The following is a 22452-nucleotide window of genomic DNA, read 5'->3' on the forward strand; positions in this document are numbered from 1 at the left end:
TACTGAATGTCTCTTTATTTTGCATTTATATCATCTGTAGTCAGGAGGTCAAATGTGTTATAATATACTATAAATAAGTTTGTACTCTTTTATGAGGCAATTGCCATAAATTACCTGTATAAAAATGTATTGAATATGATATTCTTATTTAATGATATGGAGGTTATATAATGAATAGTAGATTATTGTCAGAAAAATTGGTTGCTAGTTTTAAAAATTATTTAAATCAGGAAGAAAAAAGCATGGCAACTATAAATAAATATATATGTGATGTGAAAAAATTTTATCTATATGCAGGCTATCAAGAAATATCAAAAAGTCTTGTAATATCATACAAAAAGGAACTACAGAAAAAGTATAAGACTAGCAGCGTCAATAGTATGCTTGTAGCTTTGAATCGCTTTTTTGAATTTTTAGATTGGCCAGATTTAAAAGTAAAAGAGCTGCGAATTCAGAAACGTGTATTTTCAAAAGAAGAAGAGGAACTGACTCAAGAAGAATATGAAAGACTGTTGGAAGCAGCAAAGTCAAAAAACAACGAAAAACTTGTTAGATTAATGCAGACGATCTGCTCAACAGGAATTAGAGTAAGTGAACACAAATATGTGACAGTTGAATCATTAAAATTAGGATATCTAAGTATATCAAATAAGGGAAAAACAAGAGAGATCTATTTTCCAAATGAATTAAAAAAACTTTTAGTTTCTTATTGCAAACGTAATGGAATTAAAACAGGCAGTATATTCATAACAAAAAATGGAAATCCTCTAGATAGAAGTAATATATGGAAAATGATGAAGACATTATGCATTGATGCAAAAGTAGATAGTAAAAAAGTTTATCCACATAATTTACGTCATTTATTTGCGATAACTTATTATTCTTTGGAAAAGGATATCGTACATCTTGCAGATATTCTTGGACATTCAAGTATAGAAACAACAAGGTCATACATAAAAACTAATAGTAAGGAATGCCAAAAGATATTCAATCAAATGAATCTAGTAAAACTAAATATGTAAAAAGCAGATACAACATAATTGCAATTATGTTGTCAATTTCTCTGCCTTTTTAGAAAATTTTTATGAAAGGAGCAAATACGGATGAAAATACGAAGAGCATGTAGAATGTTGAACATAATGCTGGGGATATTTATCTTTTTATCATGTCTTGGATTTAGTTTTATAAATTCTTGCTACGCTAAGGAAAGTGAGGAGAGTGATCTAGGGACAACCGTTACGTATGTGAAAACGGAAAATGAAAAGAATCTTCTTTATGTATCCATTATAGGAAAAGGAAGCATAAATGATGGTAATGCTGTTTTGAGAAAGCAAATCAATAAATATGAACTAGAGTATGGTGCAATAAAAACATTTCGTATTTTGCCTGATAAAGGAAATGTATTGCAAAAAGTAACTTTAGATGGAACGGATATTACAGATAAAGTAGTAGATAAAATGTTAAGAATAAAAGTACAAGATTATGATCAACATCTTAAAGTATATTTTATTAATGATAACGATAACAGTAATGATAACTCCAAGAGTGTACAGACCGGAGATAAAACAAAACTTGGTCTTGGATTTTTAGGCCTAGGTGCTTCTATTCTTATATTATATATATTAAAAAAGAAAAAGGATGATAAAGATACTCAATAAAGCAGAAAGGAGAATGGAAGTATGAAAAAAGAAAATAATAATGGATTAAGAAAATTAATATCTGTTAAAGAAATAAAGGAAATGTATCCAGAAAATAATTATAAAGTAATAGGTGAATATATACGAAAAAAGCCATTAAAAGAGAATGAAGGCTTTAATGTGGAATTAAGTAATGGATCTATTCTTACTGTGAAGAATACAGGAGAGTATAAGCGTTCGAGATATAAAGTGAAAGCTTATATCAATGTTGCTGCTGATGAATATATAGCAGTCTTAGAACGAAGCTGGAAAGTTCCTATTCTAACGATGATAATGCTGATAGTCATTACATTAGCTGGCTATGCTATGTGGAAAATGGGACAAGGCCCAGATATTGACCCCTCAATCAAAGATTATGTTTCTGATTTGAAGCGTCCTGAAAATCTTGATGAAACACAAATTCTAGTGCCTGGTTTAACTACATTAGTTATGGAGGCTGATACAGATACTCTTTCTAATACAACATTATTTAATCCGAAGGATAATCCATGTTATTTCCGCTTTACGATTGTTGATGATAGTGATGTTGAATTATATAAGAGCAGGTTAGTACCACCGGGGAAGGGCATATCTAATGCTAAACTTAATAAAGTCATTAAAGAAGGCACATATGATGTTACTATCAAAATCAACACTTATGATTTAAATAATTATGAGGCTGAATTTAATGGAGCAGAGATCGATAGTAAGCTAAAAGCATTGAAGTAAGGAGGTGAGAATGATGGCTAGATACATTTACAAAAGAAAGAATTTTATAGTATATACCTTGATAATATCATTACTCGTTGGAATCTTAATGATGCTGCCATATGGTAATTTAAGAGCTGAAGATAATAAAAATCATTTAATTCCATTATATGAGATAGTATATTCAGATGATAAATCAAAGGCAAATATTCAATTCGATATGATGAGTGTAGACACAGAAAAATATGAAATAATAAGATTAAGTAGTTCGAATGAGGAATTGATTCTATATGATGTGAATGAAGGCATAGAAAATAATAACTATGAAGTCGAACATAACGGTATATATGACTTTAAAATATCTTATTTAGAGAAAAGTGCTCCCAGTGATGAGGCATCTACAATAGATACTCCTGTTGATTCAGTTAAATCTGAACCAATGGTATTAGAAGAAGGTGTTGAAGTTAATGAAGATGAGAATATAAAAAGTGCTTCTAATAATGATGCTGTGTCTAATGAGCAAAATGAAATAAATTCTGAAACACTTGAACAAGAAATATCTTTTCAGGTAGAAGTATCTGATATTAACATTTCAAATAGCCTTGAAGATAGTACTGAATCTGAAAGCTCAATAGATAATGATTCAATAAAAGAAGGAAAAATTGCTCCTAAAGAAACACAGATATTTGCTGATCTAAACTCTTCTATAAATTTAGCAGATGCATTCTATATTTATGGTAAAGAAAGCTATAACGGAACTGATAGCATAAAAGTAACAGGTAATTCAGCTACTCTAACAACTAGTGCTATTAAGGGAAATATACCAATGCAGACATCTTGCTTGACATCTAAAAAAGCAATCTCATTTAATAAGAGCTTTTCACTTGAAGTAGATTATTCTCAGCCAACTGCACCAGACGGGGTATCAATCTCATTTCATAATGTAGAGAGATATGATGGAAGTACACAATTTGGTGGGTTCCTTGGAGTGTATGGTGCACCGGGGTCAACTTCATGGGGCACTGGGTTAAGTAAGGGATTAGTTTTAGAACTGGATGGATATGGTAATACTGAAAATTTACCATTAGCTGATAAGGGTTACGGTAATTATTATAGTGGGGCGCATATGGCAGTAAATAAAGTTTTGAATGGTTCAGCATCGGAGTTATCAAGCGGAGTAACAACATTCAAAACATCTGACTTATTTGATGGAAATGCTGGAACCTTAAATGTTAATTGGAATATTGATACATTAACGATATCGATTTCATATAAAGGAAAATCATCTAAATATCAATTTACAGATATAGAGGAATTAAAAAACATATTAGGTTCAGATAATTTACATGTTTATTATAGTATCTGCGCTGCAATAAACTATGGGGATGCATCTGCAGGTATCGGTAATACAACCCTTTCCTATAGATCATTTAATTATACGAACATAGATCCTGAACTATTAGATACTTCGTATTCCATCATAACTGATGGAAATGAGACTGCATTAGGAAAACCTAATGATACAGGTATATATGCAAAAAGCGGTGATACAATTTTAGTAAAGCACAAATTAAAGAATAATAGGTTAGCTGGTGAGATAAATGATGTTCTAATTTTAAAGCATGCTTTAAGTAGTGATGGAACATCTCAGTTGGTAGAAGGCAGTGTTAAGCAATATACCGATCCCACAAATAAAAAAAGTCTATCAGATGATATTGTAGGAAATGGAATAGAAGTTACATATCCAGCTAATAGTGCAGAATTCTATATTGAATATCAACTCAAAATACCAGATTATCTAGATGCTGCTACTGTAGTTCAATTAAAAACTGAGCAATGGCTTGGAGAAATTGGTATGGAGCAGAAAGATTATAGTCAATCTTTAAATGTAATATCAAGAGGTACACTATTATCGAACGATAAGATTATTGATAATCAGCATTATTTGCTTAATAGTACGAAAACAACATTGACTGATGAAGAGGTGAATACATTATTATTTGAAAACTTAAAACTAAAAAGACAGGATAAACCATATGCAGAATTTAGTCAATTAGCACCACTAGTATATTCACAATTTATAACTCAGGCTACAGCTACAGCGACTGGATTACAAACAAGTTTATCAATTTTTGGTGAAACATATAATGGTGTAACAGGAGAAGCAACTGTTCCTACTAGCATAGATCCTAGTAGCCTAGGTATGTATTATTCAATTATGAAGATATATGATACAAGATTTGATGCTGGTTATTCAACTAGAAATGCTAATGGAGAGAATACTACATTAAGACGTATCTGGATAGGAGATAATTTTGCTAATAATAATGATTTATATGCAATAAGTAAGAATGTTGAAATAGACGAAGTTACACTTTCTAAAATGAACGATGAAGAGCTGAAGGAAAAACTTCTTAATTATATTATGATATTTAGTGAGAAGGCAACAATAGATAGCCATAGTAATTTAAATGGAGATTTGAAAGCCCATAAGGAGACGATTACTACTTCGAATATTGAAATTTTAAATTTTATGACAACTAGTCAGGCAAAAGATGATGCATATAAAGCAAAAATTAAGGTAACTGCAAATGGTAGAGAAATAGAAGTACCTGTTGATATAACAGTTATTCAATCAGAACCTGCAGCTTATATTTCAATACCAAAAGCAATAGAACTTAAAAATGACGAAGGAATAGATAATAGTTTTATTGGAAGACAAATGCAGGTTAAATTAATTGATTCACAAAAAACTACAAGTAAACAGTTTCTTATAAAGGCGGAAACAGGGTATAAACTTAATACATTATCTCATTCTGATACATATACTGTAGATTTGTACAATACGTCTAAAAATAAATTGACATCAGCAAATGGTATTGCAGAAGTAGGTACATTAAACTCAATACAGAATGATTTAACATTTTGGCTTAATGCTAAAAAAGAAACAAACGCAAAAGGAAACTATAGTGGAATTATGAAATTTTATATCGAAATTAATTGATATAAAGCTATATTCAAAGATTAAGATCTTTGTATATATAGATGAATTATCCCATTTCATTTAAATAAAAAAATCAGGAGGAAAAATTATGAAAACAAAGAAATTTCTTTTAACAGGAGCAGTAGCATTCGTTGCAGCTGCCGCATTTGGAATGCCAGTAAGTGCAGCTGAAAATGCTCCAGCACCAGACTCAACAACAGTAACATATACAAACAATAGTTCAATTGATGGTGATTCAGGAGTATGGGGTGTTGTTGTACCAACAGCTTATTCTTTTACAGATGCTAATCTAACTTCAACAGGTGTTGTTGAACTTATTGGGATCAATGGCTATACATTGGATGAGTTAAATGACTCACTAGCAGTACAGGTTAAAGCGAAGTCTGAGCACAGTTATGACGTTGTGGATGGTGCTAATACTATAGCATATAGTGTCAAATATGGTACAAACACGGTAGATAAGACTACTGCTGTTGATGCTGATTCATTTACTACGGACGCTGTCACTGAATTAACAAAAGCAGCACCAAAAACTAGTACTACAGCCACATTATCCCAAAAAGGTACAGTAAAGGGAAACTATACAGATAAGATTACATATAAAGTAAGTCATACAGGTGATGAATTAAAGTAATAAATTTCAGTAGTGAAACTAAATAATGGGATAATCGAGCAGTATGCTGTTTGAAACGTTAAGGAGCTGGTATACATATCAGTTCCTTATTTTATTGCAGAATAGAACATGTGATAATGTCTATCAAATATATCAAGCAATATTAGTAATATTATTAAGGCCATATATCTTGAAAAGTAAAGTATTTAATACTTCCAGAGAAATGGCAGATAGAGAAACAAACTATACTTATAGTATCTTTGAACTTTTCTAAGAAAACAAAAATTATGAATTACATAATTTATATGTTCTCATAAAAGTCTATTAATCTTTTAGAATGGGATGTGATGTTTTATGCGTTCTCGAATCGAAGATATGGTGAACCAACAATATGGACGATTAACAGTGATAGGGATTGATGAAAATAGGAAGTGTATTTGCAAATGTGATTGTGGAACAATCAAGCATATTTATCCCAGCAATATAAAGGAAGGAAAAACACAAAGCTGCGGATGTTTAGGTATGCAAAATTTATTAAAAAGGAAACATAATCTAAATGGCCAGCGTTTTGGAAAACTGACTGTTCTAGAAGAGACAGAAAAACGAAAAGAAGGCTGTGTTGTATGGAAATGTCAATGTGATTGTGGAAATATTTATTTTGTTAATTCTAGATCGTTGATAAGAGGAGATATAAAAAGCTGTGGTTGTTTGCTCAATGACAAATCAAACATACAAGGGCAGCGCTTTGGAAAACTAGTCGCTATAAGATCCTTTAGAAAAAAGGGAAGACGAAAGTGGTTATGTCAATGCGATTGCGGTAACAAAATTATTGTTGATGGGGCAAATTTAAAAAATGGGCACACGAAAAGCTGTGGCTGTCTGAAGACAAGAGAGCAATTGAAAATAGTAGAAGGTACAAATATCAGTTTGATCTCATCTTCAAAGCTAAATAAAAACAATAAAAGTGGTGTTAAAGGTGTATCCTTCAATAAAAAGACAGGAAAATGGGTGGCTCGTCTTACATTTAAAAAACACATCTATTGTCTCGGTGAGTTTAAAAGAATTGAAGATGCAATAAAGGCAAGGAGAGAAAAAGAAAAAATCTATAGGGAGTTTATAGATTCATATAATAAGCAAAAAATGATAGAGGAAAAGAATAAGCTCTTTTAAAAAATTGTTGCTTGTATTTAGATTTACCTGAAAAGGGAGGTGTGCTTTATGGTTATAAAAGACAAAGAAATAACAAAATGTATTCAACAAAGAGACCCTCCTTATTTAGCAGGTGATGTCTATAATGATAAAATTGATTTTAAGGTGCTGAGTCTTGAAACTAGAACAACATTGCTTAAAAGAGAAATCCGTGAAGGAAGTTATCAAATATTTTTACAGCCTAAATTTGATTTTAAGAATCATGTGCACAGTGCGGAGGCACTGATTAGATACTATGACGGAAAAGGTCATTTATATACACCAGAGTTCATCCCCTTTTTAGAGAAATATAATCTTATACATATCATTGATTTTTATGTATTTGAGGAAGTGTGTAAAGTATTAGAAAAATGGCAGAAGGAACATCAGGAGATAGTTACAGTATCGTTAAATTTTTCGAGAAAAACATTAATGCTGGCTAATTTAGTTTCGCAAATGAATGCAATATGTAATAGATATCATGTAAACAGAGAATGGATAGAAATAGAAATAACCGAAACTCAAAATGCAGCTAATATTGATATAGAAGAAAAGGTGATAGAGTTTATACATGATTCAGGATATAGACTATCATTAGACGACTTCGGTGTCGACTATAGCAATCTTCTTTATCTTGTAAAATATCCTTTTCAAATATTGAAGTTAGATAAGAGTCTTATAGATGAAATTGAGTGTAACTGGAAAAATCGTGTGCTTTTGGAAAATGTAATTTTGACCTGTCATAGACTGGATATTCAAGTGGTAGCAGAAGGAGTTGAAAATAAAAAACAGCTTATATTTCTGAAAAAAATAAATTGCGATTTTATACAGGGGTTTATTATAGATAGACCGATATCTATTGCAGAATTTGAAAAAAAGTATCTTAAGTATGATTCGGTAAAAATAAAAAGGTAAGATTTTGAAAACATTATATATAAAGAACGAGAATGATCTTTTGAATGCGTTTGATGATACAAATGAAGAAAGAACTGAAAATGGGGATACTTTAGTGATAATGAATAATATGGAGATAAGTGAAATTATCACCGTTGATGTTCCTGTAAATCTTAAAATCAGGAGTGCTAGAGGCGTATTAGATAAGGCTATTCGAATGAAAACAAAAGCAGTCAGACAAGAGTATAATTCACAAATTAAATTGATAAAGTGGTAGCAACATCTGATATAGGGAATGCTGACAATAAAACCTATATCAGAAAATGAGCATGACATGTTAGTGGAGCACCTTAATGACATCAACAGAAGAAAACACGATCTCCTGTCATGCTTTCTAGTTATTATAAAATTATAGTTAATATAAATAAAAATGTGATATAAAATATTTCAATTTAAAAGAGGAAAAAGAATGAATAAAAGAATATATCTTTCTCTGCACTGGGACGATTGGTATGAACTAGCTGTGCAGTATAGAAAGAAATATGGAGATCTATTGATTCCATCAAAGTACTGCACTGTAAGCGGGTATAAATTAGGTAGATGGATTGAGAGACAGAGAAACTTATATCATAAGCATTCTCACATCATGACCGATGAGAGAAAAGATCTGCTTGATGCCATTGATATGGTATGGAGAATAGAAGATAGATTTACATGGGATTTTTGGATACAGGAATGTAAAAACTACTATATAGAACATGGAGATTTACAAGTACCAGTTTCCTATGAAAACTGTGAAGGTGTCCGTTTAGGAAATTGGATCACTATTCAAAGGAAAAAAAATCGTATGAATCTATTGATCCAAGATCAGATTAAAGAACTGGAGCTTTATCACATGAGATGGGAAGTAGCACAAAGAAGAACCTGGAGCGATTGGTACCATATAGCCAACAGCTACTATAAGCAGTATGGGAATTTAAACGTAAAAACTGACTATATTGATAAAGATGGAAATAGACTTGGAATGTGGATCAGTATTCAGAGAGAAAAATATAGACATATAAGGAAGCCTTATCTAAAAGAAAATGAAATTGAATTGCTAAATGAACTGAATATTAAGTGGTAAAAGGATTGAGTTTGGAGAGTGAAGAAGAATGGTTGTCATGGGAACTTTTGTTATTGATAGTGAAACGCTGTACGTGTTAAAATCACCAGAAAAGATTAAAGCATGTATGAAAAATAAATACGTACTTAATATTAGTAATGATTTAATGAAGGAGATAATGCAAATTATAATAAAAAAGCATAAGTTTTTGGATAATGGAATTCTTATATCAGACAATATGATCCATTTAACTTCTAGAGAAACATTATATGAACTATTTCTTGTATGCAATAGACTTACAAAAGAACAATTACTTGCATTTTTAACGGAACTTCATGATTGTGGAAAAGAAGCTGTTCACAAGATATTTGATATCTGGAGAGCCTCGAAGCGATTTGGAGAGCTGTGTGATTATGCGGTTAGAAAGAGAGAGGCTATGATTATATATATAGATTAAAGAGGCAATACAGAATAGGAAAATAGTCGTAATTTTTATGTCATTAGACTAATGTATAATGTCTATATTTAATGAAAAGAGATAAGAGACATTGGTTGTTTAATAGGAGAATGTAAACATGAATTCTAAAATTAGAATTGATATGGAATCTCTATCAGATCTGGGAAACGATTTAACAGAAATAAGGTATGCTTTAAGGTATTATAAAGAGAAATGTGCAATTCTTTCATTTGATGGAACAGAGTTACAGCCGGTATTTCTTCTGCAATACCTTGAGTATATAATTTCAATACAAAAAGAAAAATTAAAGAAGAATCAGCGGCAGGGAATTAATCTTGCTTTACAGAGAAAGTATGAAGGTAATGGTTCCTATGGCAGGCCTAAAGTCGTTTTACCAGATGGCTTTAATGAACATATCAGAGATTGCTTTGAAAATCACTATCCACTAAGTGATTATTATAATGAAGTTGATATGAAAAAATCAACATTTTATAAATATGCGAGAAGAGAGCAGGAAAGGATGAAAGCAGAAAAAAAAGAGAAAAAATAATCTAGCTAATGTTTATTGTGAAGATATGCAAGATAATAAAGGCGAATATCTTCTCGGATGCTCAACTTGATAGACTGCAGGTTGGGCTTTCTTTTTATTCAGTCTAAAGGAATTAAAAACATATCATAACAGAGCAGGAAGAATCAAGTTTGGCGTGGCAGTCCAGCCTCGCATTGCAGGTAGAAGCAGATGATGCTTGTACTGCTATGCGGTTGGGAGAAAGAATGGGAAACCACGTATGGGGCATTTCCAGTAATTTTTATACTGCACGAAATGCGACGGGAACTGTTTTATATAGCAAAGCAAGAGATTCAAGAAATAAACAAATCTTATATTATAAGTTAAAAATAAATACCAACCGTAAAGCCAAATACAAACCTATTTTCATTAGGTATTGTGTTGGCTTTTTTCGTATTGGTATAGAGAAATATGGTGCCCGTGCACCACCTCTCCATGATTTTTTTCAAACAGAAATCATGGAGGGAAAAGACAATGTTAAATGATTTTAGAAATAAAGATTTTCGGATTATAAAAAAAGAGGACAAGACAATATACTATATACGCCTTAACGGTAAATGGCTGCAAATTACAAAGGAAGTGTATTCCATTTACAAGAACAGCTATCAAAAGATGTATCGCGAATATCAAAGAGATAAGGATGCAGTAGAGTTCACTGAATACGTTGAAAGCAAAAATGTAAAAGAAGCAAATCCGCTGAATTCTATCGTGTTAAACGAAATGAAGGACAGGCTAGAAAAAGCTATACATCTCCTTTCTGATGATGAGATCATAATCATCCAAGCATATTTCTATGATGAACAATCAGAACGTCAGATTGCTGAAAAACTTAGTATCAGTAAAACAGCGCTGCATTACAAAAAAACAAAGATATTAACCAAATTAAAAAAATTTATAGGCCAGTAAAAAAGAAAATGAATTAGCATAAAGTATAAGGATATCTATCTCTAAAAATTATATTTATCTCTTAAAAGGTATTTTATCTTGATTATGTCAAACAATCAAGATAAAATAGTGACGAAACTAAAGAGGGAAAGATTTAAAATAATGATACGGGAATAAGAGAAAGGGGAAGGATAATAATGCAAATACCGACAAGTAAAGCAATGAATCATACAGATGCATGGCTAAAAGAAGTATATGAGCAGGTAATCTGCCATGATAATTCTCCTTATGTATATATAGAAATGAATATCAAGCAATTCCGCTATCTAAATGCGAAATTTGGAATTTTATTTGGTGATCAGGTATTGCAGAAAATTCTGCTTTTACTAATTGATATACTTGAAGAAGGATATGTATCACATCGCTATGCCGATACCTTTGATATGTTAGTGCCATATGATTTTAAAAAGAACGATATACGATTATTAATGAGTCGTATAGTTGACTCTCTTTTTGAGATTGATATACCAGAAATTTATCAAAATATTTATACATCTTTTGGTGTTTATTTCTTACATGACTTTCCAGAATATGAGATGTTGAAAACTTATACTGCGATTGCAAGAAAAGGAGAAAAAACATTACCTAAACGGACATTCAGCTATGAGGTTCTCAATAAGCCCAATATAGATTTATTATCCTCTTATGTAAAAAATCATGAATTGGAAAGTACCTTGACTAATGCTCGCTTCAACAAAGAATATCAAATCTATATACAGCCTAAAGTTGATTTGCATACACATAAAATAAGTGGAGGAGAAGTATTAACGCGTTGGATTCATGAAAATTCTATTGCCCCCTTATCGTCATTTATGCCTGTTTTAAAAGAAAATGGCGAAATGTATATGATTGACCTTGGACATTTTGAAATAATGTGCAAGCTCTTGAAAGAACGAGATATACATCATAAGAAGGTTGTTCCAATTAGTTTTAATGTGACTAATCGCTCTATGTTTCATGAAAATTTCATTGAAGATTATACTCGAATATATCAAACATATACACCTAGAAAGTCTTTGATAGAATTTGAGTTTATGGAGGATATTCATTATGAGCATGGTGGTGAAGTCTTGAGTATCATTCAGTACTTAAATCAAATGGGGTTTGCTTGTTCTTTAGATGATTTTGGTAATGGAATAGCTTCTTTCAATGTGCTGTTGAGCGGAAATATAGATATCATAAAAATGGATCGTCTGTTTTTTATGGGAGAATTGGATGAACAGAAGAAACATATAATTTGTGATATCATTGATATAGCAAAGATTAAAAAAATTAAAGTGTTGGCAGAGGGTATAGAAACAAAAGAATATGTAGACTTTTTAGAGGAACAGGGATGTGATTATATACAGGGATTCTATTTTTATAGACCAATGCCATTAGAGAAATTTATTGAGTTATTGGATAAAGATCCTATAGTCTATTGATATTTGATATTCATATAGGGACAATATAATAATGAAAGAAGTTAGTATAGATCTGCACCCTGTAAAGTAAACAGGATGCAGATCATCATTCATAGGGAAATCACTTCTTCTTTTCGTTATTTATGTTTGTACTCTAAAACAAGTAAGAACCATATATGGAGAAGAACTCTTTTTCAGAACTACTTGTATGATAAAAATAGTTAGTTCATTGAGGAAATTATTACGTGAAATATATGTACAATTCATTTATAATAATTACATAGATAGTGGGTGAAAATAATATGGATAAATATCATGAAGGATGGAGCATTGAAAAAATACAAAATGATATTATGAAGGTACGTCTTATAGATTTAAAAAGAGAATATGAATTATGTATGATTTTGTCAGAGAAGGCAAAATTAACGAATGATTTGTATGCTTTGGCTTTTTCATATACATTTATCAGTGATTATTATCTTGCATCAAAGAAAAATAAAGAATGTATAAGATATTTGGAACGTGCGAGAATTTTATGCGAATCTAAACACTATATTGACTTACTTGCTAGAATTTATAATTTCTATGGGATGTATTATAATTCAAACTATGAAGAGATAAAGGCCTTGAAATTTTATCTTAAATGTCTGGATGCCTCTGAAGAATGTCATAATGAAATGATGATGTGCAATGCCTATAATAACATTGCTACATGTTTTGAATTGAAACGTAATTATTCAGAAGCAACATATTATTATGAAAAATGCTATCAATTATTAAATGGTATGGATCAGGATACCGGATATTCAAAAGCTGTTGTTCTATCCAATCTATGCAATTGCGAATATAGATTAAAACATCAAGCCTCATTACAGAAGCATCTTGCATGTTTTGAACAAATACCAGAAAGTGAATTTATTGAGGCAATGCATCTACTCCATCTTTTTTGCAGATTGATGGAGCTTCGTTTTCATGAAGGAATATCTCTGAATGAAATTATGGATGAGATTTTGATTGAACAGGAAAAAGTAGAGAATCGATTGGTAGTCTATCAGATTTTAAAAAACATCTGTTCAATTATGCTTGAAATAGATGAGCAGAACTATTCATTTAAATTATTAAATATTCTAATTGATATTGAGGATGAAGATGATATCAAATCTAGAAGAGAGCTGCAGAAGCTGATTGTCAGTTATTATGAAAAATTTGGTACAAAAGAAGAGCTATTTAAAGCATATCAGGAATTTTATAATATCATTCTTACAATCGAGGATACTGATTTGGAAGATGATAGCAGTGGACTTACTGCTACTATGGAACTGTATCAGACAAAAGAAGAACAGGTATCATTAAAACGGGAGAATGAACAACTTGAGAGATTGATGAATACAGATGACCTCACCAATGTGTCCAATCGCCGTCGTTTTAATGAAGACATTGCTGATGTTCGTCTGCAGAAGAAAAAATCTATTGCAGTGGCTATGCTGGATGTTGATTATTTCAAAGAATATAATGATATTTATGGTCATCTTATGGGGGATCAGGTATTAATAGATATAGGTAAATGTATGAATACATATCAAAAAGAAGGCGCTGTGCAGTTTTATCGCTATGGCGGTGATGAATTTTCTATCATTTTTATTAATCAATCAGAACAAGCAATAAGTGATATTATGGATTCATTATCGGCTGATATCAAACGCAAAAAAATACCACATAAAGGCTCAAAAACAAATCAGTTTTTAACATTATCTTATGGGTATGCAATCAGTAGACAAAAGAATATAAATGTTAGACAGTTACTTAAACAAGCTGATGAAAAATTGTATGATGTTAAGAAACTACGTGTCAATCAATATATGAAATAAGAATTTGAAACAGAGAGTTCATGTCTAATGATAAAATCTATATGAAAAAGACATAAAATCAATCTTGAAACGCAGATGATTTTATATCTTATGACGTTTAATACATAAAGCAATATATGAATAATAAATATCAATCGAAATGAAGCATCGGATATAAATAATGATATAAGATTTGCTCCTTATACACAAGCCTCGCCATCTTTATTATATATATGCTGGTTATTTTTAGTATATTAATTACAATAGACTTTATAACTTGATTTTTAGGTAGAACAACGCTAGAATATATCTATAGTTAAAGTAGGGAAGATGAGGAACATACATGGCAGAACTGAAACATGGCTTTACAACTAGAGAGGAATGGCAGTCTTTTTTCAATACCTATTTTGAAAGAATTGATGAGATTAATGATCTTGTTTTCGCCATTACAAAAGGGGCATCTGATTTTGAATACTGGCTGGAGTCCTATAAAAAACAGTCCGTTGTTATCCATGAACTGTATACCAGAAACAGCCTGTATCTGGATCGGCATATCTCTTATTTTCTGGAACATGAAAATGTCTGGGAAAAAGAAACAGCAGAGCCACTGCTTTCCTATATGTTTCGTTACTGCACACGTTTTCAGGATGTAGAAGCTGCCTACAAGGTAACACAGTCATTATATGCCTATAATAAGAAACAAGGCAACGAAATCGAGCAGATGAAATGTCTTCTGGTGCTGGTTACCTGTTATGGTTCACTGGATCTTGTGCATTATCGAGAGAAGACACTTTTGCTATGTGATAAAGGAATACGACTTTATGAAAAACACTATAGTCAGCTGACACAGGAAGAAAAAAGCATGGGACTCAGTCTGTATGATTTTGAAAGTATCGCCATGTATGAATTTATGGACCCATGTATGGATATCACACAGACGTTTGATGAGGTGCTGTATCCTGCATTTGAACGCAGAATGAAGGCAATTGATACCTTTCTGAAAGAAGCAGATCAGGAAGAAGAATGCAATGCGATACTTCCTTATATGCGAAAGTGCTGGATCAATACGTTTTCATCTGTAATAGCTAAACTGCATAAGGGATATCTGGCTCATGACAGAATAAAAAAGCTATACCATATCGCTTTTCAGCAGTATGAAGAAGAAAAAAACATTGCAACAACGGCAGGAAATGTAATCAATGAGGCGATTGTGATGATGTGCGATTATCATCTTTATAAGATTGATGATGAGATGATGTATCAGTATCTGGAAGAAAAAATCAATAGTATCCCTAATAAAGCCGTTTCATCACCAGAAGAATTTGATGAGGAAACACTGAATGCGTTATGCCTGTTTTCTCGCATGGTCGATGTACTCGATGTGAATCATAAGAAAAAGACGCATATGTCCAAAGAACTGCTGAAGCGTATATCTGGATTCTGTTCGCTGCGACAGAAATATACATATTTTGAACATTCTATTGATCTGAATATATACTGCTATGTGATTCGACTTCTCAAGTATTGTGAAAATGAAAAAGAAACATTCCTGCAACTTCTCAATTTTACGGTATTGCGTCAGATGCAGACGGCGATTCATACCATCATGGTAAGCCGCCTTGCCTCTGTGATGATATCAGCCATGGTCGATCAGATACCTGAGCATCTGGCAGAATCACTCTCATGTGACATCAGTACCATCCGAAAGCATCGCCGTGATGTGATCGGATTTGTGGAAAAAGCTGCTCTGCTGCATGATGTCGGGAAGATTCTTTGTTCAACTGTCATTAATATGCAATATAGAAAGCTGATTGATATTGAATTTGAAACAATCAAGTTTCATCCTGTGACCAGTAAAGAGATACTCAGTTCCATTCCCAAACTGACGTGTTACTGTGATATTGCAGAAGGTCATCATAAAAGTTATGACGGTACCTTCGGATATCCGGATACCTGTGATAATGTCCATTCTCCACAGAAGATACTGATCGATATGATTACAATCTGTGATGCTATGGATGCCGCTACGGATACATATGGACGCAATTATACCGTACCAAAAGAACTGGATAAAGTAATGCAGGAATTCATAAAGGAAAAAGGTACACGTTATTCTCCACTCATAGTTGATCTGCTCGTGTCGGATGATAATCTATTGAACACCTTGAAGGATATTCTTGAAAAAGGCAGAAAAGAAACCTATCATTTTGTATATGATCTGTTGTATCACAGAAATGTGTCCGTTACAGGTGACGAATATGATTTTAAGACAGAGATGACATGATTGTATGAATAAAGTTATTGAAAGTATGCATACCAAGAGGTGTACAGTAGGTACTGTTTATCTTCCTGATTTGGAATCTGCGATAGAAAAAATATACTTTATACGCTACACTTATATATTCATACAAAAGCCCCATTTTATGGGTCTTTTTGCTATTTACATGAGTGTATGAGTAATGTGGTGGTTCTAGTTAGGTAGCACTTAGGTAACAAATCTGCGCAGAGGATGGCGTAACTGTTAGTTAGAAATAAATACCAATCCCATAAAGCCAAATACAAACCTATTTTCATTAGGTATTGTATTGGCTTTTTTAGTATTGGTATAGAGAAATATGGTGCATGTGCACTACCTCTCCATGATTTTTTTAAACAGAAATCATGGAGGGAAAAGATAATGTTAAATGATTTTAGAAATAAAGATTTCCGGATAGTAAAAAAGAGGGCAAAACAATATATTATATACGCCTTAACGGTAAATGGCTGCAAATTAAAAAGGAAGTGTATTCCATTTACAAGAACAGCTATCAAAAAATGTACCGTGACGCTTTAAAAGGTAAAGATGTTATTGAATTTACAGAATATGTTGAAAACCAGTATATGAAAGACATTAATCCTTTGGATGACTTATATCTGCATGAGGTGAAGTATTCTACATAAGGCAATAAAATGGTTATCACTAGAAGAGCAAATGATTATATATTCACATTTCTTTGATGAACTTTCAGAAAGACAAATCGCTGAAAAACTTAGTATCAGTAAAACGGCTTTTCATTATAGAAAACAAAAAATATTGATCAAATTGAAGAAAATATTAGACCAGTATGGGATTTAGCGTTCATCCCTTTATGAAGAGAAATCTTCATGAAGGAGGATGTGTTATGGAAAATCAAAGCAAAGCGTGGATCCATTGCAGGGTATCGAAAGAATCACTTCGATATCTCTTAAGGTATCAGGAAGAAAGATTGAAAGCCTATTGTGATGGTGAGAATTACAAGATTGCCGGTATAAGCAAGGAGGTAGGATTTGGTAAAAATCCAGCTGAGTATTATCTTATAAAGATTGCAACAATGGTTAGAAGAAAAGAAATTGATTTTGTTGTTATCTATGATTGGACAAGGTTACTGATTTTTAAAGATTTGTATATGGAATTTAAATTATTTTGTGAAATGCATGGCGTCGAAATTATAGAAATACAAGAACCTTAATAGCATACAAGTGATTGGCGTTCAAATTTCTTACTATGCCAGAGCACCGCCACTTTCATGATTTTGAAAAAATTCATGGAGGTGGACAAAAAAATGAATGATTATACAAAAAGAGACTTTTATCATTTTTATGATCAAGAGAATAATCAACGAAGATTCTACTTAAAGGTGAGAGGCTCATACATCGAAGTTGAGAAAGCTGTTTATTACACCTGCTATAACTCTTATAGGAAGCAGCTGCGTGATGAGAAAAAGGATCATGACTATCACATCGTCAGTTATGATAAACCATTGCCTGATGGAAATAGCCTGTTGGAATGTCATGGCGAGGATCATGACATGATAGAGGAAATCTATAAAAAAGATACGATGAAGGCAATTATGAATTTATTAGAATCGCTCGATGAAGAGGATAAAAAACTTATCATCGATATTCTCATCAATGATAGAAAAGAAAGAGAATTAGCAAAGGAATATCAGATTTCACAGCAAATGGTCAGCAAGAGAAAAGGCAAGATCCTCAAAAACTTAAAAGAATTATTGAAAGATGGTTGTGAAAAGATCAAATCATTGTTGTTTTAGAAGTGTAAGGAGATAATCCTTCAAGTTCTTTGACAACATAATAATCAGATATAGATACATTCCTCTATTGTTGAGCATTTTAACCGTTACGCCATGATATGAAGCGAGTAGTAATGGAGCGAGAATAACGAGTTATAAAAGCAGATGGCTTCTGTTTTGCGAGGATGCAATAGATATTCAAAGATACTTTATCTCAGACTCAGCCGAGCGTGAACATACCGTCGCAGCTGTGAGAGGTATCCCCTCCATTGAAAGGGGGAACGTGAAATTCGTATGTGCCAGCCAAGGCAATCTATATCTGTATACGGGACAAAAGGTGTTTTTGAGCTGATGACATAGAGGTTCTTGCTGATAGATCGTGGCATCGGATGAATTTCTGATGCCATCATTGTATCAGCAAAAGACTGAATACAGAAAAGGAGAGAAATATAATGAAGAAAGCAGTAATTACAATGGATAACCTTTCAGAATTGGATTCAAAAATGAAAAGGGAATTAGAAAACATAGCAGAGAATCATGGGGCAAGTGTAGCCGGAGTATTGGTTTTTCCTAAAGGAACTGTGATGGAGCACCCAGAGATTATTGTGGATGCAGTAAAAAACAAAGTACATGCTGATATGATCATTGCAACCAGTCCAGAATTCGTGATAAATGAATTGGTAGGAAATAAGGAGTTCAGTAAGCTTGCCGATCAGGAGAACATTGAAGTTATACAAGCAGATTTTGATTTAGAGTTAAAAGAACTCATGAAGCAGATGCCATCAGAAATAAAAAAGGAATTAAGAGATCTGGTAGATTTATCTAAACAGTTTAAAGACCTCGTAAAAGAGCAAAGCGACAATGTGTTATTTATAACAAAATCAGAAGATTCACCAAAAGTCAAAATGTGCATTGATGAATTAAGTGAACAGGGGATCAGCAAGTTTAATCAGGTTGTTATTTCCCGTTATGATGAATGTTTAAATGATCCCATAAAAAATATCATAGAAAATGAGAATATTGATCGTATCTATGTGTGTGATAATTATGATTCACCAAAATTTGATCAGCTTATGGATGAATTAGAGAATGATGGGTTGGAAATAGTTGTTGATAATGAAGTGAAAATGTCTATGTATCATATGTCAATGCTCTCCTAATCAGGGGAGTATTTATAGATTGATGAGAATAAGACTTATTGTGCTAGATAACAAAGGCGATATGTGATAGTGTGTGTCGTGATAAAAAACAAGATCATAAATATGGCGATTTATAGGAGGGATGATAATGCAATATAAAATGATCACGCAGGAGCAGTTAGCTAAATTATTAAACTGTTCCTTATGTCATGTAACATTTTTGAGAGAACTGGGAATTATACCGGCAATCAAGACTGGAAGAAACTATATGTTTTCTCCAAAAGCCCTTAATACCTTTTATGAAGATTATGAAGGCTTAGATGTGAGTAATCGTGTGCAGGCAATGTACAGTAAAGACATAGTAGCTTCAAGAAGGCGAAGTAAAAAAGGAGGTGCATAAGGTTTATGGCTATCTCTAAAATCGCAAGCAAGAAATATGGATTTACATATCAGGTTGATATTAAATATAAAGATCAGTTTGGCTTAACGAAAAGATATCTAAAAAGTGGATTTAAGACACCTGAAGAAGCGAAGAAACATGAAAGATTTATTGAAGATGAAATGGCTGCCAAGGCAATTGCAAATCTGAATTGCAATAAAACATTCAATGATATTTTTTATGAGTATATGGAAGTAGAGGGTGAAAATAAATATGCACCAGCAACAAAAATTTATTATTTTCAAACACATAAAGGTTATATAAAAAACAACATAGGAAGTGAACTCATCAAATCCCTTAAATATGTTAATCTGCAAAAGTTCTTTAATGAGCTTGCAGAAACAAATAATCATCCTACTTTGAAAAATATTAAGAAGACACTTGCTGTAACATTTAAATATGCCATAAGAGCAGGGTATATAAGAGAAAATCCAATTCCTTATATACAATTACCAAAATATAACGTTCCAGAAAGAGTCAAAGTAGAAACAGTAAGTGATGAGGATCTCAATAAAATTTTGAATGCTCTGATAAAAATAAATAAGCATAATCCTGGTCCAAAGACTTCGGAATTTACATTTCAGGCTCAGGCGATGGCACTGATTATAGGAAGATATACAGGTCTTAGAATCAGTGAAACTTTTGGCTTAATGAAAAAAGATTTTGATTTAGAGAACCATACAATGACAGTGCAAAGAAGGCTGGAGTATGCAGGTGGTGTAAAATCAAAAATGTATCTAACAGATAGAATGAAAACAGCACATAGTAAGGCAACGGTGGAAATCAGCAGAAAACTGAGCAATTATTTAAAAAAATGGTTTGAAATAAACCCGTATGATATGGTCATCTGTGACGCAAATGGAAGTCTCATGAGGCCAGAAACACTAAATGTCAGATTGAGACAGATTACAAAAGAATTGAATATTCACTTTCATTATCATATGCTGAGACATACTTATGCTACTGAACTGATGATGGCAGGAGTCAATCCAATTGTGGTGAAAGATCTACTCAGACATAGTGAAGTGAATACTACTTGGAGTATATACACTCATCCCCAAAATGATGATCAGCGTGATGTTCTTGATAGCATTTATGGTGATATGCAGCAAAAAGCGGGGTAGAGTATGGCTATTAGAAAGTTACCAAGTAAAAAATATGGATTTACATATCAAGTAGATGTTAAATATAAAGATCCCTATGGCATTACACAGCGACATGTCAAAAGTGGTTTCAGAAGTAAGCGGGAGGCAAGGCATCATGAGGCTTCCGTTCTTGAAAGAGCAAGTTCAGGTGTTATTCTTCCAAAAGCAATGGGTAAGACTTTAAATGATGTTTTTGAGGAGTACATGGAAGTTGAAGGAAAACTGAAATATGCACCAGCAACTAAGGCATATTATAACGATACGTATAGAGAGTATGTAAAAGACGATTTCGGAAAGATGCCAATAGACTCGATTAATTATGTGAATATGCAAAAGAACATCAATGTTCTAGCGAAACGATATAATTATCCAACCTTAAAAAATATAAAGAAAGTTTATGCAATAGCATTCAAATATGCAATAAGGGTAGGATATGTTGGAGATAATCCAGTACCCGATATACTCTTGCCTAATAAACCGTTAGCGAAGGCAGAGGTACAAACTATTTCTGATGAAGATTTTAAACGCCTTGTAGAAGGTGTGATCAAATCTACTGATTCAAATAATTACAAAGCGAGGAATGCTGTGTTTAGTTACAGAGCCTATGGAATGGCATTGATCATTGGTAGATATGCAGGATTAAGAGCAAGTGAAGTGTTGGGGCTGAAGAAAACAGACTTTGATTTAGAAAATAAGCAGCTGACAGTACAGCGAAGAGTAGAGTATGCAAGAAAACATAGCAAGGATATATACTTAACGGATGTATTGAAAACACAAAGTAGTAAAGGCAGGGTGGAGATAAGTGGCATACTTTGTGACTATCTAAAAGAATGGTTTGCGTATAATCCATATGATCTAGTCATATGTGATTATAAAGGAGATCTGGTATATCCGTTCAGTATGTATGACCGTTTTCGAAAAGTAGCGAATGAACTGGACATCGACTTCCACTTTCATATGCTGCGCCATACGTATGCTACTGAACTTATGAGAGCAGGGGCTAATCCGATAGTTGTTAGAGATTTATTAAGACATAGTCGAGTTAATACAACTTGGAATGTTTACACACATCCAAAAAGAGAAGATCAACGAAATGCCCTTGATGAGCTTTATTCTGAAGACAAAATAGATGAAGAAGAGTTCAGCTTAATGCTGAAATAAAAATAACCATAATTTGATTTTTTGAAATATAATAATATTTCAAAAAAACATTTGACTTGTTCGGCAGGGAATGATAAAGTTATAATGTAAAGAAATATTGCTATATTTCAT

At 32.4% G+C, this 22452-nt stretch carries 23 protein-coding genes; all 23 read left to right on the top strand.

Translation table 11 applies throughout. From position 1 onward, the window contains the following. Positions 1–170: 170 nt before the first annotated feature. The 23 genes from UGRO018_RS04335 to UGRO018_RS04445 all read left to right on the top strand — a co-directional run bounded on the left by UGRO018_RS04335 (position 171) and on the right by UGRO018_RS04445 (position 22341). Positions 171–1022, top strand: coding sequence for a tyrosine-type recombinase/integrase (locus tag UGRO018_RS04335; protein ID WP_257303697.1), 852 nt, complete (start codon positions 171–173; stop codon positions 1020–1022). A gap of 81 nt (positions 1023–1103) precedes the next feature. Next, a complete protein-coding gene (locus UGRO018_RS04340; RefSeq protein WP_416325232.1) occupies positions 1104–1658 on the top strand; it encodes an LPXTG cell wall anchor domain-containing protein in 555 nt (184 codons plus the stop codon). A 21-nt stretch (positions 1659–1679) separates the two neighbouring features. Beyond that, entirely contained in the window at positions 1680–2405 is a 726-nt protein-coding gene (locus UGRO018_RS04345) for a hypothetical protein (protein ID WP_416325233.1), read from the top strand. Positions 2406–2418: 13 nt separating this feature from the next. Beyond that, positions 2419–5388 (top strand): hypothetical protein, encoded by a 2970-nt coding sequence (locus UGRO018_RS04350; RefSeq protein ID WP_416325234.1) that lies wholly within the window; start codon positions 2419–2421, stop codon positions 5386–5388. Positions 5389–5476: 88 nt separating this feature from the next. Further along, the gene (locus UGRO018_RS04355; RefSeq protein ID WP_416325235.1) at positions 5477–6022 is read left to right on the top strand and encodes a hypothetical protein; all 546 of its coding nucleotides are present in this window, start codon (positions 5477–5479) and stop codon (positions 6020–6022) included. 333 nt (positions 6023–6355) lie between these two features. Then, positions 6356–7171, top strand: coding sequence for a hypothetical protein (locus tag UGRO018_RS04360; RefSeq protein ID WP_416325236.1), 816 nt, complete (start codon positions 6356–6358; stop codon positions 7169–7171). 48 nt (positions 7172–7219) lie between these two features. Then, positions 7220–8104 (top strand): EAL domain-containing protein, encoded by an 885-nt coding sequence (locus UGRO018_RS04365; RefSeq protein ID WP_416325237.1) that lies wholly within the window; start codon positions 7220–7222, stop codon positions 8102–8104. A 4-nt stretch (positions 8105–8108) separates the two neighbouring features. Continuing rightward, positions 8109–8360, top strand: coding sequence for a hypothetical protein (locus tag UGRO018_RS04370; RefSeq protein WP_416325238.1), 252 nt, complete (start codon positions 8109–8111; stop codon positions 8358–8360). Between the two features lie 192 nt (positions 8361–8552). After that, positions 8553–9209 (top strand): helicase associated domain-containing protein, encoded by a 657-nt coding sequence (locus UGRO018_RS04375; protein WP_416325239.1) that lies wholly within the window; start codon positions 8553–8555, stop codon positions 9207–9209. A 28-nt stretch (positions 9210–9237) separates the two neighbouring features. Continuing rightward, positions 9238–9645, top strand: a complete 408-nt coding sequence (locus UGRO018_RS04380) for a hypothetical protein (RefSeq protein WP_416325240.1) — start codon at positions 9238–9240, stop codon at positions 9643–9645. Between the two features lie 118 nt (positions 9646–9763). Beyond that, positions 9764–10195 carry a hypothetical protein gene (locus UGRO018_RS04385; protein ID WP_416325241.1) on the top strand — a complete coding sequence of 144 codons (432 nt, stop codon included), beginning with the start codon at positions 9764–9766 and terminating at the stop codon, positions 10193–10195. A gap of 149 nt (positions 10196–10344) precedes the next feature. Next, entirely contained in the window at positions 10345–10698 is a 354-nt protein-coding gene (locus UGRO018_RS04390) for a hypothetical protein (protein WP_416325242.1), read from the top strand. Continuing rightward, entirely contained in the window at positions 10688–11119 is a 432-nt protein-coding gene (locus UGRO018_RS04395; protein WP_416325243.1) for an RNA polymerase sigma factor, read from the top strand. Before UGRO018_RS04390 ends, UGRO018_RS04395 begins: the two co-directional genes overlap by 11 nt. 200 nt (positions 11120–11319) lie before the next feature. Continuing rightward, entirely contained in the window at positions 11320–12582 is a 1263-nt protein-coding gene (locus tag UGRO018_RS04400) for an EAL domain-containing protein (RefSeq protein ID WP_416325297.1), read from the top strand. 281 nt (positions 12583–12863) lie between these two features. Further along, positions 12864–14429, top strand: a complete 1566-nt coding sequence (locus tag UGRO018_RS04405) for a tetratricopeptide repeat-containing diguanylate cyclase (protein ID WP_416325244.1) — start codon at positions 12864–12866, stop codon at positions 14427–14429. A 322-nt stretch (positions 14430–14751) separates the two neighbouring features. Continuing rightward, positions 14752–16692 (top strand): HD-GYP domain-containing protein, encoded by a 1941-nt coding sequence (locus UGRO018_RS04410; protein ID WP_416325245.1) that lies wholly within the window; start codon positions 14752–14754, stop codon positions 16690–16692. 660 nt (positions 16693–17352) lie between these two features. Further along, complete coding sequence (locus UGRO018_RS04415; RefSeq protein ID WP_416325298.1) at positions 17353–17523, top strand: sigma factor-like helix-turn-helix DNA-binding protein; 171 nt, start codon at positions 17353–17355, stop codon at positions 17521–17523. A gap of 46 nt (positions 17524–17569) precedes the next feature. Then, on the top strand, positions 17570–17896 hold the full coding sequence (locus tag UGRO018_RS04420; RefSeq protein ID WP_416325246.1) for a recombinase family protein: 327 nt from the start codon (positions 17570–17572) through the stop codon (positions 17894–17896). Positions 17897–17989: 93 nt separating this feature from the next. Beyond that, positions 17990–18478: a sigma-70 RNA polymerase sigma factor region 4 domain-containing protein gene (locus tag UGRO018_RS04425; RefSeq protein WP_416325247.1), complete on the top strand. Its 489-nt coding sequence runs from the start codon at positions 17990–17992 to the stop codon at positions 18476–18478. A gap of 431 nt (positions 18479–18909) precedes the next feature. Beyond that, on the top strand, positions 18910–19617 hold the full coding sequence (locus tag UGRO018_RS04430) for a hypothetical protein (protein ID WP_416325248.1): 708 nt from the start codon (positions 18910–18912) through the stop codon (positions 19615–19617). A gap of 127 nt (positions 19618–19744) precedes the next feature. Beyond that, positions 19745–19996, top strand: a complete 252-nt coding sequence (locus UGRO018_RS04435) for a DNA-binding protein (RefSeq protein ID WP_416325249.1) — start codon at positions 19745–19747, stop codon at positions 19994–19996. A 5-nt stretch (positions 19997–20001) separates the two neighbouring features. Further along, a complete protein-coding gene (locus UGRO018_RS04440; protein WP_416325250.1) occupies positions 20002–21159 on the top strand; it encodes a tyrosine-type recombinase/integrase in 1158 nt (385 codons plus the stop codon). Positions 21160–21162: 3 nt separating this feature from the next. Then, positions 21163–22341 (top strand): tyrosine-type recombinase/integrase, encoded by a 1179-nt coding sequence (locus UGRO018_RS04445; RefSeq protein WP_416325251.1) that lies wholly within the window; start codon positions 21163–21165, stop codon positions 22339–22341. The last annotated feature ends 111 nt before the right edge of the window (positions 22342–22452 follow it).

Source organism: Hoskinsella mucinilytica, assembly GCF_045223415.1.
GTDB lineage: Bacteria > Bacillota_I > Bacilli_A > Erysipelotrichales > Erysipelotrichaceae > Hoskinsella > Hoskinsella mucinilytica.

Coding starts and splice junctions, on each gene's coding strand:
- UGRO018_RS04335 (WP_257303697.1), top strand. CDS start 171: ATGAATAGTAGATTATTGTCAGAAAAATTGGTTGCTAGTTTTAAAAAT.
- UGRO018_RS04340 (WP_416325232.1), top strand. CDS start 1,104: ATGAAAATACGAAGAGCATGTAGAATGTTGAACATAATGCTGGGGATA.
- UGRO018_RS04345 (WP_416325233.1), top strand. CDS start 1,680: ATGAAAAAAGAAAATAATAATGGATTAAGAAAATTAATATCTGTTAAA.
- UGRO018_RS04350 (WP_416325234.1), top strand. CDS start 2,419: ATGGCTAGATACATTTACAAAAGAAAGAATTTTATAGTATATACCTTG.
- UGRO018_RS04355 (WP_416325235.1), top strand. CDS start 5,477: ATGAAAACAAAGAAATTTCTTTTAACAGGAGCAGTAGCATTCGTTGCA.
- UGRO018_RS04360 (WP_416325236.1), top strand. CDS start 6,356: ATGCGTTCTCGAATCGAAGATATGGTGAACCAACAATATGGACGATTA.
- UGRO018_RS04365 (WP_416325237.1), top strand. CDS start 7,220: ATGGTTATAAAAGACAAAGAAATAACAAAATGTATTCAACAAAGAGAC.
- UGRO018_RS04375 (WP_416325239.1), top strand. CDS start 8,553: ATGAATAAAAGAATATATCTTTCTCTGCACTGGGACGATTGGTATGAA.
- UGRO018_RS04380 (WP_416325240.1), top strand. CDS start 9,238: ATGGTTGTCATGGGAACTTTTGTTATTGATAGTGAAACGCTGTACGTG.
- UGRO018_RS04385 (WP_416325241.1), top strand. CDS start 9,764: ATGAATTCTAAAATTAGAATTGATATGGAATCTCTATCAGATCTGGGA.
- UGRO018_RS04395 (WP_416325243.1), top strand. CDS start 10,688: ATGTTAAATGATTTTAGAAATAAAGATTTTCGGATTATAAAAAAAGAG.
- UGRO018_RS04400 (WP_416325297.1), top strand. CDS start 11,320: ATGAATCATACAGATGCATGGCTAAAAGAAGTATATGAGCAGGTAATC.
- UGRO018_RS04405 (WP_416325244.1), top strand. CDS start 12,864: ATGGATAAATATCATGAAGGATGGAGCATTGAAAAAATACAAAATGAT.
- UGRO018_RS04410 (WP_416325245.1), top strand. CDS start 14,752: ATGGCAGAACTGAAACATGGCTTTACAACTAGAGAGGAATGGCAGTCT.
- UGRO018_RS04420 (WP_416325246.1), top strand. CDS start 17,570: ATGGAAAATCAAAGCAAAGCGTGGATCCATTGCAGGGTATCGAAAGAA.
- UGRO018_RS04425 (WP_416325247.1), top strand. CDS start 17,990: ATGAATGATTATACAAAAAGAGACTTTTATCATTTTTATGATCAAGAG.
- UGRO018_RS04430 (WP_416325248.1), top strand. CDS start 18,910: ATGAAGAAAGCAGTAATTACAATGGATAACCTTTCAGAATTGGATTCA.
- UGRO018_RS04435 (WP_416325249.1), top strand. CDS start 19,745: ATGCAATATAAAATGATCACGCAGGAGCAGTTAGCTAAATTATTAAAC.
- UGRO018_RS04440 (WP_416325250.1), top strand. CDS start 20,002: ATGGCTATCTCTAAAATCGCAAGCAAGAAATATGGATTTACATATCAG.
- UGRO018_RS04445 (WP_416325251.1), top strand. CDS start 21,163: ATGGCTATTAGAAAGTTACCAAGTAAAAAATATGGATTTACATATCAA.